Source organism: Saccharopolyspora rhizosphaerae, assembly GCF_003931915.1.
Lineage (GTDB): Bacteria > Actinomycetota > Actinomycetes > Mycobacteriales > Pseudonocardiaceae > Saccharopolyspora > Saccharopolyspora rhizosphaerae.
Genome location: NZ_RSAA01000009.1, coordinates 132,206 through 145,474, shown reverse-complemented (window position 1 = coordinate 145,474; position 13,269 = coordinate 132,206). Strand labels below are relative to the sequence as shown.

The following is a 13,269-nucleotide window of genomic DNA, read 5'->3' as shown; positions in this document are numbered from 1 at the left end:
CTCACCCGTACGGGTGACTCCCGGCTTTTCGAGCTGTAGCATCTCGGCGCGAGATACGTGCAGGTCAGGCAGGGTGTTCTTGATCGACTGCGGCCCCTGGCCACAGCGGAGATGGAGCGTCCGCGATGCTGTACGTCGGCGGCGCAGGCAGGGACTCCCGCGCCGCGCAGACATGACCTCCGACGCAGGGGCGCGACAACCTCCATGAGCAGCACCCACGAGAGCCCGCTGGCGCACCTGATCGCGCTGGCCAAGGACACCGTTCCGCCGATGCACCCGGCAGGCAGGCCGTTCGTCATCGGCGCCGCCGTCGCCACGCTGGTGCTGCGCCGCACCTGGCGCCCGCTCGGCGTGGTCGGTGCCGTCCTCACCGCCTGGTGCGCGTGGTTCTTCCGCGAGCCGGCGCGCACCACCCCCACCCGCAGTGACCTGGCCGTGGCCCCGGCCGACGGCGCCGTCGCGCACGTGGAAAGCGCCGTCCCACCGGCCGAGCTGGGCCTCGGCGAGCAGCCGATGACGCGCATCAGCACCTTCCTGACCATCTTCGACGTGCACGTCCAGCGCGTGCCCGTCAGCGGCACGGTCGAGAAGGTCGTCTACCGGCCCGGCAAGTTCCTCTCCGCCGACCTGGACAAGGCGAGCGAGGACAACGAGCGCAACTCGATGACCCTCCGCACCGACGACGGCACCCGCGTCGCGGTCGTGCAGATCGCCGGGCTCGTCGCCCGCCGCATCGTGTGCGAGGTCGCCGAGGGCGACACCACCTCCGCCGGGAGCACCTACGGCCTGATCCGGTTCGGGTCTCGCGTGGACCTGTACGTCCCCGCGGAGAGCCAGGTCCTCGTCGAACCGGGCCAGCGCACCATCGGCGGCGAAACGCCGCTGGCCGAACTGCCCAGGGGGAAGCGCGACCGATGAGCATGCGGACCACCCCCGGCGTCCGGTTGCTGCCCAACGCGATCACCGTGCTGGCGATGTGCGCCGGCCTGTCGGCGATCCAGTTCGCCCTCAACGGGCAGCTGGACTTCGCGATCGGGTCCGTCGCCGCCGCCGCGGTGCTCGACGGCCTCGACGGCCGGATCGCCCGCCTGCTCGACGCGACCTCCAAGATGGGCGCCGAGCTGGACTCGCTGGCCGACGCGATGTCCTTCGGCGTTGCGCCGGCGTTGACCCTCTACGCCTGGCACATGCAGGACAACCGGGCCGGCTGGGTGGTGTCGCTGATCTTCGCGGTCGCCATGGTGCTGCGGCTCGCGCGGTTCAACACGCTGCTCGAGGACGCCGAGCAGCCGCCGTTCGCCAAGGAGTTCTTCGTCGGCGTGCCCGCGCCCGCCGCTGGTCTGCTGGCGTTGCTGCCGCTCGCGCTGACCGCCCACTTCGAGTACCCGGGCTGGTGGGCGCAGCAGCCGGTGGTGATGCTGTGGATGGTGCTCATCGCCGCGCTGGCCGTCAGCCGGGTGCCCACGCTGTCGCTCAAGACCGTCAAGGTGCCGCCGAAGGTCGTGGCGCCGCTGCTGGTGGGCGTGGCGCTGCTGGCCGCGCTGGTGGTGGTGTTCCCGCTGCTCTCGCTGGTCATCGCGATGGTGCTCTACCTGCTGCACATCCCCTACGCGGTCTACCGCTACGAGTGGCTGTCGAAGCACCCCGAGGCCTGGCTCGCCGCGCCTCGCGAGCGCCGCGCCATCCGCCGCCGCAACCGGCGCCTGGGCATCCGCCCGCCGCTGCGGCGCAGCATGGCCGGCGCCGCGCGCCGGGTGCGGCTGCCGCGCCGGCCCACCACGCCCGGACATCCCCGGCGCAGCTGGCGCCGCCTGGAGCTGCGCCGCAACCGCGACGACTTCTGAGATCCGTCTCGTCGGCCCGGGTACGGCGGTGTTCACCGCCGTGCCCGGGCCGCAGCGGCTAAGGTCGGCGAGGTGGCTTCGATCAGCTTGACCGCGCGCGTGTCCACCTCCGCTCGGGACACCCGCCGCGGGGTCGTGCGGCTGCACCCGGAGGTGCTCGACGCGCTGGACCTGCGGCCGTGGAGCGCGGTGCGGCTCACCGGCGCGCGGGAGACGGTCGCGCTGGCAGCCGCCGCCGAGCGGACCTCCCCGACCGGGTTCCTGCTGCTCGACGACGTGGCGCTGCTCAACCTCGGGGTGAGCGAGGGCTCCTCCGTAGCGGTCGCCGCAGCGCAGGTGGAGGTCGCCAAGCGGGTCGGGGTCACCGGTTCGCGGATGGCGCGGGCGACGGTCTCGACCGACACCCTGCGGCTGGCGCTGACCGGCAAGGTCTTCTCCCGCGGTGACGCGGTGTCGCTGCTGCCGCAGGACCTCTCCCCCGCTTCCTCCTCGCGCGCCGGCGAGGTGCGGCGGCAGATGTCCGCCGCGATCGGCCTGACCTGGACCAACGAGCTCATCACCATCGCCGCCACCGAGCCCGGCGGAGCCGTGGCCGTCCAACCGTCCACAGTGGTCGAGTGGCAGGACTCCGCACCCGCGCCGGAGACCCCTCCCGCACCAGCGGCCCCCGCGTCCGTGGCGCCCGCCGTCGAGCAGCACCCCGAGGTGCCGGTCGCCGACCTGGTGGGCTCCCGCGACACCGCCCGGCGGCTGACGGAGTGGCTGCGCCTGGCTTTCGACCAACCCGACCTGCTGCGCAGGCTCGGCGCCGAACCGCGCCTCGGCGCGCTCATCAGCGGCCCGCCGGGCGTGGGCAAGGCGACGTTGGTGCGGGCGGTGTGCGCCGAGGTCGGCGCCGAGCTCGTCGAGGTCGCCGCCCCGAGCCTCGCCGCGCTGGAGGCCCGCACCGCCGCGTCCCGGCTGCAGCAGGCCGTCGACCGCGCCACGGCCTCTTCCGGCAACCGGGTCCTGCTGATCACCGACGTCGAAGCGCTGCTGCCGGAGTCCGACCCCCCGCCGCTGGCCACCGTCGCGCTCGACGCGATCCGCGACGCCGTCGGCCAGGAACGCCTGGCGGTGGTCGTCACCAGCGCGAACCCGCAGTCGGTCGACCCGCGGCTGCGCGAACCGGGGCTGGTCGACCGCGAGCTCACCCTCGGCCTGCCCGACGACACCACCCGCGCCGACCTGCTCGGCGTGCTGCTGCGCGGAGCCCCGCTCGACGACGACGTCCGGCTCGCCGAGATCGCCGAGCGCACACCCGGGTTCGTCGTCGCCGACCTGCTCGCGCTGTGCCGGGAGGCCGCGCTCGGCGCCGCGCTGCGGCACCACGACGACCCCACCGACCCGCGGATCCGGCGGCAGGACCTGCTCGACGCCCTCTCGTCGGTCCGCCCGATCTCGATGTCCACTTCGGACAACCTGCAGACCGGCGGGCTCAGCCTCGACGACGTGGGCGACATGACCGAGGTCAAGCAGGCCCTCACCGAGACGGTGCTGTGGCCGCTGCAGTACCCGGACTCGTTCACCCGCCTGGGAGTCGACCCGCCGCGCGGCGTGCTGCTCTACGGCCCTCCCGGTTGCGGCAAGACCTACCTGGTGCGCGCGCTCGCCGGGAGCGGACGGCTCAACGTGCTCACGGTCAAAGGCGCCGAGCTGATGGACAAGTGGGTCGGTGAGTCCGAGCGCGCGGTCCGGGAGCTGTTCCTGCGAGCGAGGGGCGCTGCGCCTGCGCTGGTGTTCCTCGACGAGGTGGACGCGCTGGCGCCGCGGCGCGGCCAGTCGTCCGACTCCGGTGTCGCCGACCGCGTGGTGGCGGCCCTGCTCACCGAGCTGGACGGCGTCGAGCCGATGCGCGACGTGGTCGTGCTCGCCGCGACGAACCGGCCGGAGCTCATCGACCCGGCCCTGCTGCGTCCCGGTCGGCTGGAACGGCTGGTGTACGTCCCGCCGCCGGACGCGGAGGCCCGCCGGGCGATCCTCGAAGCGGCGGCGCAGAACACCCCGCTCGCCGACGACGTCGACCTCGCGGTCCTCGCCGGGTCCCTCGACGGCTTCTCCGCCGCGGACTGCACGGCGCTGGTCCGGGAGGCGGCGCTCACGGCCATGCGGGAATCGCTCACCGCAGCGGAAGTCACCGCCGACCACCTCGCGACCGCGCGGAAGTCGGTGCGCCCGTCACTGGACCCGGCGCAGCTCGAGACCCTCGCCGCCTACGCCGAGAACCACCGGCCCTGAGTCACTTGCCGACCGAGGGACCCTTGTAGTCGTTGGTGATGATGGCGATCAACCCGGGCGTGGCGTCCTGTATCCCGTCGAAGCGGGCCTCGGCGCGGGCGCCGATCCGCGCGGCGAGCTGCCTGGCCTGCCGCTCCTCGTCGGTCCCGGGGCGGAAGAAGACCGTGGTGGTCGGGATCTTGCCCGCGGAGTAGTTGCCGACCTCCGGTACCTGGTACCCGGCCTTGCGGAGGTCCTCAGCAGCGCGGTGCGCCAGCCCGGAGATCGTCGAGTTGTTGTAGACCCGCACGATGATCTGCTCGGTGCCCTTGCCGGAACCGACCGGGACGTCCTGACCCTGACCGGGGCCGGGGGCAGGCTCCGAACCCGGGGCTGGCTGGGTGGTCTGCGGCGGCACCGGGGGCGGCGGCAGGACCGCCGAGGGCTGCTCCGCGGGCGGCTGCTCGGGCGGGAGGACCGGCGGCGGTGCGGGTTCCGGCGGCGACTGGACCTGCGAGGTGGGGTCCGGCGGCAGCGGCTGGGCGGTGTCCGTGGACTCGTCGGACATCAGGGTCACGGACCCGAACACGGCCGCGAGCACGCCGACCCCGATCAGGCCCAGACCGATCAGCTTGGCCCCGCCAGGCCCGCCGGACGGTTCCCCAACACTCATCAGTGCAACTCGATTCCCAGTCGTTGAGCGGCCCTCGCGCGCTGCCGTGCCGCCCGTGCCTTGCGCAGTCTCTTGATCAGCATAGGGTCCGCGCGGAACGCGGCGGGAGAGTCCAGCAGAGTGTTCAGCAGTTGGTAGTACCGCGACGCGGACATGTCGAAGAGTTCCCGGATCGCGACGTCCTTCTTGCCCGAGCGCTTCCACCACTGCGCCTCGAAGGCGAGGATGCTGCGTTCGCGATCGGTCAACTCGCGATCGACGGGGGCCGGTTCTTCGTCCGCCTCCTCCGGCGGGTCGACGACCCGCTCGATGGGCTCGGTGATCGGATCGGCCAGGTGCAACCGGCGGCGCTCCGGCGCCTGGTCCTGCCCGTGCGTGCGCGCGAGTTGTTCGCACTGACGGGCGATCTCCTGCGCGGTCAGCATCTGGGCGGCGTCCATCCGGCTCCTCGCCTCGCGATCGGTCGCGGAGAATCACACGGCTGTCATTCCCGGACCAATTGAACCACGTCCCGATCTAGGCGGTGAGCGGATCACACGCCGTGTTCCACGCGCAAGAGCGCACCCGAGTGGCTGACCTGGGGAACCGATAGAGTCCGCGCATGGTTGTTCACCCCATCCGCGTCTACGGCGATCCCGTGCTGCACCACCCGACCCGACGGGTGGAGCACTTCGACGAGGAGCTGCGAACCCTCGTCGGGGACATGTTCGAGACGATGGCCGCGGCGAACGGGGTGGGTCTGGCGGCCAACCAGATCGGTGTCGACCTGCGGCTGTTCGTCTACGACTGCCCGGACGACGAAGGCGTGCAGCACCGCGGCGTGGTGATCAACCCGGAGCTGACCACCTCGGAGGTCCCGGAGACGATGCCGGACCCCGACGAGGACTGGGAAGGCTGCCTGTCCGTCCCGGGTGAGTCGTACCCGACCGGGCGCGCGAGCTGGGCGAAGGTCATCGGGTCCGATGTGGACGGCAAGCCGCTGGAGGTCGAGGGCACCGGGTTCTTCGCGCGCTGCCTGCAGCACGAGACCGACCACCTCGACGGCTACGTCTACCTGGACCGGCTCATCGGCAGGCACTCCCGTGCGGCGAAGAAGATGGTCAAGCGCAACGGCTGGGGCGTTCCCGGCCTGAGCTGGGACCCGGCCGAACTGGGTGACCCCTTCGCCGAGTGAGCCGCGGTGCGCCGTGCGGAGGACATCCCGTCCGCACTGTTGTCCTCCGCCGCGCCGACGCCGTAGCCTCGGCCACTGCACCAATCGAATCCGCGGGAGCTCGCACCGACAGCGGGCTGAGAGGGCGGCTGGAGAACTCCGGGGCCGCCGACCGCACGAACCTGACCGGGTAATGCCGGCGTAGGGAGTGAACGGCAGTGGCCGACGTGTGTCCGAAGAACGCTTCCGGGATCACCACGGGACCCGTTGAAGGGTCCCGGAAAGTTTACAGCAGCACCGGATCCGGGCTGCGCGTACCGTTCCGCCGCATCGAGCTGACCAACGGTGAGCACCTCGACGTCTACGACACCTCGGGGCCGTACACCGATGACGATGCCACTGTGGACGTCCACAGTGGCCTTCCTCGAACGCGCGCGGGATGGCGTGGCGATCGCGAGCACCGCACCCAGCTGGGCTGGGCGAGGTCGGGCGTGATCACCCCCGAGGTGGAGTACGTCGCCCACCGCGAGGGGGTTTCCGCGGAGTTCGTCCGCGCCGAGGTCGCCTCCGGGCGAGCGGTGATCCCCGCGAACCGGTGCCACCCGGAGAGCGAGCCGATGATCATCGGGAAGAACTTCCTGGTCAAGGTCAACGCCAACATCGGCAATTCCGCGGTCACCTCTTCGATCGAGGAGGAGGTGGAGAAGATGGTGTGGGCGACCCGCTGGGGCGCCGACACCGTGATGGACCTGTCCACCGGCAAGCGGATCCACGAGACCCGCGAGCGCATCCTGCGCAACTCGCCGGTGCCCATCGGCACCGTCCCGATCTACCAGGCGCTGGAGAAGGTCGACGGCGACCCGGCCTCGCTGACCTGGGAGATCTACCGCGACACCGTGATCGAGCAGTGCGAGCAGGGCGTGGACTACATGACCGTGCACGCCGGCGTGCTGCTGCGGTACGTGCCGCTGACCGCCCAGCGCGTCACCGGCATCGTCTCGCGCGGCGGGTCGATCATGGCCGCCTGGTGCCTGGCGCACCACCGGGAGAGCTTCCTGTACACGCACTTCGGCGAGCTGTGCGAGATCCTGCGCGCCTACGACGTGACCTTCTCGCTGGGCGACGGCCTGCGGCCGGGATCGATCGCCGACGCCAACGACCGCGCCCAGTTCGCCGAGCTGGAAACGCTCGGCGAGCTCACGCACATCGCCCGCGAGCACGCCGTGCAGGTGATGATCGAGGGGCCGGGCCACGTGCCCCTGGACAAGGTCGTGGAGAACGTGCGGCGGGAGGAGGAGCTGTGCGGTGAGGCCCCGTTCTACACGCTCGGCCCGCTGACCACCGACATCGCGCCCGCCTACGACCACATCACCTCCGGCATCGGCGCGGCGGTGATCGCCCAGGCCGGGACCGCGATGCTCTGCTACGTCACCCCGAAGGAACACCTCGGCCTGCCGAACCGGGACGACGTCAAGACCGGCGTGATCACCTACAAGATCGCCGCCCACGCCGCCGACCTGGCCAAGGGGCACCCGCGTGCGCAGGAGCGCGACGACGCGCTGTCGCGCGCCCGCTTCGAGTTCCGCTGGACCGACCAGTTCACCCTGTCGCTGGACCCCGACACGGCCCGCGCCTTCCACGACGAGACGCTGCCGGCCGAGCCGGCCAAGACGGCCCACTTCTGCTCCATGTGCGGCCCGAAGTTCTGCTCGATGAAGATCACCCAGGACGTCCGCGCGTACGCCGAAGAGCACGGCCTGACCAGCGTCGAAGCCATCGAAGCCGGCATGGCCGAGAAGGCCGAGGAGTTCACCCGCGCAGGAGGCGAGGTCTACCTCCCCCTCACGACCAAGCCCTGGTGAGACGTTCCTCCGCGTGGCGGTGCGGTGGCAGGACCTGAGCGGCTTCGTGGACTCCGTGCACCGCTGCTCGAGCACTCGAGCACACAGCGTCCCGGCGTGCTCGCCACGAAGCCGCTCAGCGCCTGCGGCGGTGCCAGCTGAGTCCCACACCTGAAGACTGCGGCTCCGCCGCATCGGCGTGGGGGCGGTTCGATCGGAGTCGCCCCCAGCGGCTTCAGAAGTCGTTGAGGGGAGGGTTCAGGGTGAACGGCTCCGGGAGGTCGACCGGCTTGCCGAAGGGGAAGCCGTTCGCGGACCCGGTAGGAGCCGTCCTCCGGCTTGGAGTGCCAGGAGGGCGCCGGGCCCTCTTCGGCGCACCGGTACATCAGCAGGTACAGCGGGACTCGGTGGGCGCGTACGCCCACTGCTTCTGCCTGCGGTCGACCTGGCCGTTCCGCTCCGAGGTGACCTCGGCGACGAGCAGCGCGCGCTCAGCCGGGACGGGCTCGTCGTCGCTCGGCGGCTCGTCGAACCGGAGCACCGCGATGTCCGGGACGCGCACCGACCTCCGCGCGGGTATCGCCACGCTCGTGGCGTGCAGGGCTCCTCGTGCTTCCGGGAACACCCGCTCCAGTGCGCGCTGCACGTGGTCGACGATGGCGTGGTGCGCGGTCTCCGGTGGAGGGGTCATGGTGATCGACTCCTCGACGACCTCCACGCGCCACGCCGTGCTCGGCGGGCTCAGCTTCCGCCACGTCCGCACCAACTCCTCCCAGCTGGTGCGCGGCGGCGCCGGGACTGCGGTCAGGTGCGATCGCCTCTTGTCACAACGCCGTCGCGCACGGTGCTCATCGGCACCGACAACCCGACGAACCCGCTGGTCACGGGCAACCTCCGCGGCCAGCGGTCAGGCGGTTCAGGCCCGTCGGGGGCACGTAGCATCTGGGGAATGCACGACAGCACTGCTCCGCCCACCGCGCTGACCATCGCCGGTTCGGATTCCGGTGGGAGCGCCGGGTTGCACGCGGACCTGCGGACCTTCTTCGCGTGCGGAGTGCACGGCACGACCGCGGTGACGGCGGTGACCGTGCAGAACACCACGGGCGTGTCCGGCGTCGTGGAGGTCCCGCCGGAGACCGTCGCCGCGCAGGTCGACGCGGTGGCCTCGGACATCGGGGTGGGCGCGGCCAAGACCGGCATGCTGGCCTCGGCTGCCACCATCGACGCCGTCCTCGACGCCTGCGACCGGCACGGCATCGGCCGAGGTGGGACGACGCCGTTCGTCGTCGACCCGGTCGCCGCGGCGCGCAGCGGAGAACCGCTGCTGCACCCCGACGCGCTGGACGCGCTGCGCCACCGCGCCTTCCCGCGGGCCACGCTGGTGACCCCGAACCTCGACGAAGTCCGGTTGCTCACCGGCATCGACGCGCGCACCCGCGACGACCTGCTCGACGCGGCCAAAGCCGTCTACGACTTCGGCCCGCAGTGGGTGCTGATCAAGAGCGGTCACCTGCCCGACGACGCGGAGTGCGTGGACCTGCTCTTCGACGGCACCGAAGCGGTGCAGCTCCCCGGACCGCGCTACGCGACCGAGCACACCCACGGCGCCGGCGACGTGTTCGCCTCGGCGATCACCGCGGCGCTGGCCAAGGGAGCCTCGATGCCGGACGCGGTGCGCGGCGGCAAGCGGTTCGTCACCCGGAGCGTCGCCGACGCCTATCCGCTCGGCTCCGGCGTCGGCCCGGTCTCGACGTTCTGGCGGATCAGCCCTCGGTCCTACTGACCAGATCAATCGGGTGATCCTCACCCCCAACCTGTAACCCGATAGGTGCTGCTCGTCGACATAGTGTCGAGAGAGGCGTAATCCCAGGGCGCGGAAACCTGGATCGCGGCGAGGGACGACAGGGTGCGAGAGCGTGGCTAGAGCGGTGTTGACACGGGCGCGGAGTTGGATGGCCACCGAAGCGGGAGCGCCGGACCCCCGGCAACGCCAGTACGTGACGCTGGTGGTGCTCGCCGTCCTCGCCGGGACCGTCGCGGCCTGGTTCTTCGAGTTGCAGACGCCCGTGCTGCTGGGCGCGCTGACCACCGTGCTCGCGCTGATCGCCACCAGCGGTCAAGCCCTGCGCTCGGACCTGCGCCGGTTCATGTGGATGGCGCCCGCGCTGGTGCTGATGATGGCCATCGGGCCGATGTTGACCAAGGTCCCGGTGCTGGCCGGGCTGGCCGTCGCGATCGTGGTGTTCGGCACCGGCATGCTGCCCGCGCTCGGTGAGCACTACCGGGTCGGCGGGCAGATCTTCGCGGCCGCGACGCTGGTCACCACGACTACCGGCATCGGCAACGACCAGCCCTTCCTGGTCCTGCTCGCCTCCACGACCGCGGGCGGCCTCTTCGCGTTGCTGCTGCGGGTGATCGTCGGGGTCGGCGACCCCGGCCACGCGACCCGCGTCGCCGTCGCGCGCACGCTGCTCGTCCCGGGGCCGGGAGTGCTGGAGTCGGCCGCCGCCGCGTGGCGGGCCGACGGTTCGAGCACCTGGCTGGGTCAAGTGCTGGCGGGTGTGGCCCGGTTCCGGGCCGCCCGCGAGACGCTGCTCGCGCAGGCCCAGCAAGGCGACCGGATCGAGGCCGAACGGCTCCGCGAGATCGTCGTCGAGGCCGATGCGGTCGCCGCCGAGCTCGCCCGCGCGATCCGCTCCCGCGCCTGCACCGGACTGCCGGTGGCGGCCCGCCGCGACCCGGCTCAGATGGTCGTCGCCCGGGGCGGCCGGCAGGACCTGCCCGACGCCGTCGACGGCGTGAACCAGGGCTTGGACCGGATCCGCGCGGCCGTGGTCAACCGCGACGAGACCCCCGTCCCGCCCGCCGAGGACGGGGCGCTGGAGGAACGGCTGAGGGGCGCGGTGCGCGCGCACCTGTCGTTCCGGTCGTCGCTGTTCCGGCACGCGCTGCGCTGCACGCTCGCCGTCGCGGTCGGCATGGTGATCGTGCTGCTGCTGCGCGACCCGTCGGCGTCGAGCCTGCTGCTCGGGCTCTACGTGGTGCTCGCCCCCGCCGCGCGCGACAGCATGACCGGCGCCTTGGAGCGCACCGGTGGTGCCGTGCTCGGCGTGACGGGGCTGGCCATCCTGATCACCCTGCTGCCGGGGGCGTACCTGCTGGTTCCGCTGGTCATCGGCGGGATGTTGCTGAACATGCCGCGGCTGCGCGCCGAGTACCAGGCGGTGCTGGGCTGCCTGATCGTGATCACCGTCGTGGACCAGGCGATGGCGCTGGACCGGCCGCTGGTCAACGTCGGCATCAGCTTCGCCGCCAACACCGCGGTGGGCGCGGCGATCGCGCTGATCGTCGGCTACGTGAGCTACCTGGTGCTGCCGAGCAGCATCCTCCCGGACGTGCGCGGCGCGGTCCGCTCCACGGTGTGGGCGGTTTCGGAGCTGCTGCGCAGCGTCCGCGCCACCGGCCAGGGCGCCGACCTGCCGAAGGCCCTGGAGGCCGCCAACGTCCTGGCGCTGCGCCGCACCCAGGACCTGCTGGGCATGCCCGCGCTGCTGGACGGCACCGGCGAGGAGACCGACGACAACCACGCCACCCGCGCCGCGGCGATCGCCCTGGACGCGCTGCGCCAGGACGTCTCCACGCTGGCCTTCCGCCCCGCGGAGGAGCGCAAGGTCGCGGTCCCGGCGCTGCGTGCGGTGGACGACCTGCTCGGCGGCAAGGCGACGGCCAAGATCCCGGACATCCCGGCCGGCGGCGCACCTGCCTCCGAGCTGCTGGCGAGCTCGCTGGTCGAGAACGCCCTGCACGCCCGCCAGGCGATCGACCGCACCTTCGGCTACGACAACCCGTGGAAGAGCTACACGATCAGCTTCGTCCGCCCAGAACGCCTCCACATCCGCTGACCCGGCGAGCTCGACGCTGGGCGGAGCTGCGCGAGGCCGGCGCGGACCCGCAGAGCCCCCGGAGCACGGAACACCGCCGCGACACGCTCCCGGCCGCCCCCACGGTCCGGAGTCGAGGTCGCGCGGGTGCTCACCACCTGATCAGCCACCGGCGGAGCCACCCTCCCAGGCCACCCCACCAAGCAGCCCCCGTCGAACTTCGCGCGAAATCCGACGTGGGACTTCCGCCGACACACTTCGCGCGATGGTCGACCAGCAACCCTCCGACCAGGCGCAACACGCGGAAGCGCCCGAAACACCCGCGCACGTCGGGCCGAGGCACCACAACCCTTCGCAGCGAAAAGACACGCAGCCCGTCAGTTCCTCCGCGCGAAGCTGCACCCGACGTCTGTTCCAATTTCGCGCGAAGTTCGACCAGCAACCCTCTGAGCAGCTCAGACACACCGGGGCTCCCGCAGCTCCCCCACGTGTCGGGCTGAGGAAGTCAGGAACTCCTCGCGCCGAACTGCACCAGATCCCCGGTCGACATTCGCGCGAAGTTCGAAATGCAGCCAGCTGAGCAGCTCAGACACGTCGAAGCTCACGCAGCGCCCCCGTGTCGGGCGTGGAGGAAGTGATGACCTCCTCGCGCCACGCCTCACCCGGCCCCCCGTTCGAAGTTCGCGCGAAGTGTGAACGGGGGACCCGGCTGGTAGCGCGCTGCGGGTTCTGAGTGGCTGCTCGGCGGGTACGCCGCGGCGCCGCGTTCGACAGGGTCGAGGTGCGGCGCACCGGGCTGCGGAGCCGGTCGGGTTCTGCTGCCGGCAGCGGCTGGTGAGGTGACCAGAACCGGACCTCAGCCCATGGGGGTTCCTGGGCTTGAGGCTTGGGCCCAGAACCGCTGCGGGATCCTGCCCGCCTGGGAGGCCAGGCGGCCGGCTTCGACGGCGGATCGCATCGCGGTGGCCATGCGTTCCGGGTCCTGCGCCTTGGTCACGGCGGTGGCCAGCAGGACCGCGGAACAGCCGAGCTCCATCGCCAGAGCGGCGTCGGAGGCCGTGCCGATGCCCGCGTCGAGGACGATCGGAACCGTGGCGCGGGAAACGATCATCTCGATGTTGTGCGGGTTGCGGATGCCGAGTCCGGTGCCGATCGGCGAACCCAGCGGCATGACCGCCGCGCAGCCGACCTCCTCCAGCTTCAACGCCAGCACCGGGTCGTCGTTGGTGTAGGCGAGGACGACGAAGCCCTGGTCCACCAGTTGCTCGGCCGCGTCCAAGAGCTCGACCGGGTCGGGCAGCAGGGTGTCCTCGTCGGCCACCACTTCGAGCTTGACCCAGTTCGTCCCCAGGGCCTCGCGGGCCAGTTGCGCGGTGAGCACCGCTTCGGCCGCGGTGCGGCAGCCCGCGGTGTTGGGCAGGGCTTCGATGCCGAGCTTGCCCAGCAGGTCGAGCACGCCGGTCCCGCCGCCTGCGTCGGCCCGGCGCATCGCGACGGTGGTCAACTCGGTGCCGGACGCGATCAGCGCGCGTTCCAGGACCGAGAGGTTGGTCGCCCCTCCGGTCCCGGTGATCAGACGCGAACCGAACTCGCGACCGGCGATCACCAGTGGATCGTCCAC

General features: G+C 71.8%; 11 protein-coding genes. 7 read left to right on the top strand and 4 right to left on the bottom strand.

The features are described from left to right. Nucleotides 1–204: 204 nt before the first annotated feature. The 3 genes from EIL87_RS11030 (at nt 205) to EIL87_RS11020 (ending at nt 4,121) form a co-directional block, all read left to right on the top strand. Entirely contained in the window at nt 205–918 is a 714-nt protein-coding gene (locus EIL87_RS11030) for a phosphatidylserine decarboxylase (protein WP_125090138.1), read from the top strand. Beyond that, nucleotides 915–1,844, top strand: coding sequence for a CDP-diacylglycerol--serine O-phosphatidyltransferase (pssA, locus tag EIL87_RS11025; protein ID WP_125090137.1), 930 nt, complete (start codon nt 915–917; stop codon nt 1,842–1,844). Before EIL87_RS11030 ends, pssA begins: the two co-directional genes overlap by 4 nt. A 72-nt stretch (nt 1,845–1,916) precedes the next feature. Further along, nucleotides 1,917–4,121, top strand: a complete 2,205-nt coding sequence (locus EIL87_RS11020; protein WP_125090136.1) for an AAA family ATPase — start codon at nt 1,917–1,919, stop codon at nt 4,119–4,121. A gap of 1 nt (nt 4,122) precedes the next feature. Here the strand turns inward: EIL87_RS11020 and EIL87_RS11015 are convergent, their stop codons facing one another. Then, nucleotides 4,123–4,773 carry a LytR C-terminal domain-containing protein gene (locus tag EIL87_RS11015; RefSeq protein WP_125090135.1) on the bottom strand — a complete coding sequence of 217 codons (651 nt, stop codon included), beginning with the start codon at nt 4,771–4,773 and terminating at the stop codon, nt 4,123–4,125. Beyond that, the gene (locus EIL87_RS27420; RefSeq protein ID WP_233576180.1) at nt 4,773–5,021 is read right to left on the bottom strand and encodes a DUF3263 domain-containing protein; all 249 of its coding nucleotides are present in this window, start codon (nt 5,019–5,021) and stop codon (nt 4,773–4,775) included. Before EIL87_RS27420 ends, EIL87_RS11015 begins: the two co-directional genes overlap by 1 nt. Before the next feature lie 353 nt (nt 5,022–5,374). Between EIL87_RS27420 and EIL87_RS11005 the strand changes: the two genes are divergently transcribed. Both EIL87_RS11005 and thiC read left to right on the top strand, forming a co-directional pair. Beyond that, nucleotides 5,375–5,947 (top strand): peptide deformylase, encoded by a 573-nt coding sequence (locus tag EIL87_RS11005; protein ID WP_125090133.1) that lies wholly within the window; start codon nt 5,375–5,377, stop codon nt 5,945–5,947. Between the two features lie 197 nt (nt 5,948–6,144). Beyond that, nucleotides 6,145–7,788 (top strand): phosphomethylpyrimidine synthase ThiC, encoded by a 1,644-nt coding sequence (gene thiC / locus EIL87_RS11000; RefSeq protein ID WP_125090132.1) that lies wholly within the window; start codon nt 6,145–6,147, stop codon nt 7,786–7,788. Nucleotides 7,789–8,152: 364 nt separating this feature from the next. Here thiC and EIL87_RS10995 read toward each other — a convergent pair whose 3' ends face one another. Next, entirely contained in the window at nt 8,153–8,530 is a 378-nt protein-coding gene (locus tag EIL87_RS10995) for a Uma2 family endonuclease (RefSeq protein ID WP_125090131.1), read from the bottom strand. 186 nt (nt 8,531–8,716) lie between these two features. Between EIL87_RS10995 and thiD the strand changes: the two genes are divergently transcribed. Next, the gene (gene thiD / locus EIL87_RS10990; protein WP_125090130.1) at nt 8,717–9,550 is read left to right on the top strand and encodes a bifunctional hydroxymethylpyrimidine kinase/phosphomethylpyrimidine kinase; all 834 of its coding nucleotides are present in this window, start codon (nt 8,717–8,719) and stop codon (nt 9,548–9,550) included. Nucleotides 9,551–9,719: 169 nt separating this feature from the next. Next, the gene (locus tag EIL87_RS10985) at nt 9,720–11,669 is read left to right on the top strand and encodes an FUSC family protein (protein WP_233576174.1); all 1,950 of its coding nucleotides are present in this window, start codon (nt 9,720–9,722) and stop codon (nt 11,667–11,669) included. Between the two features lie 835 nt (nt 11,670–12,504). Here the strand turns inward: EIL87_RS10985 and thiG are convergent. Beyond that, the gene (gene thiG, locus EIL87_RS10980) at nt 12,505–13,269 is read right to left on the bottom strand and encodes a thiazole synthase (protein WP_125090128.1); all 765 of its coding nucleotides are present in this window, start codon (nt 13,267–13,269) and stop codon (nt 12,505–12,507) included.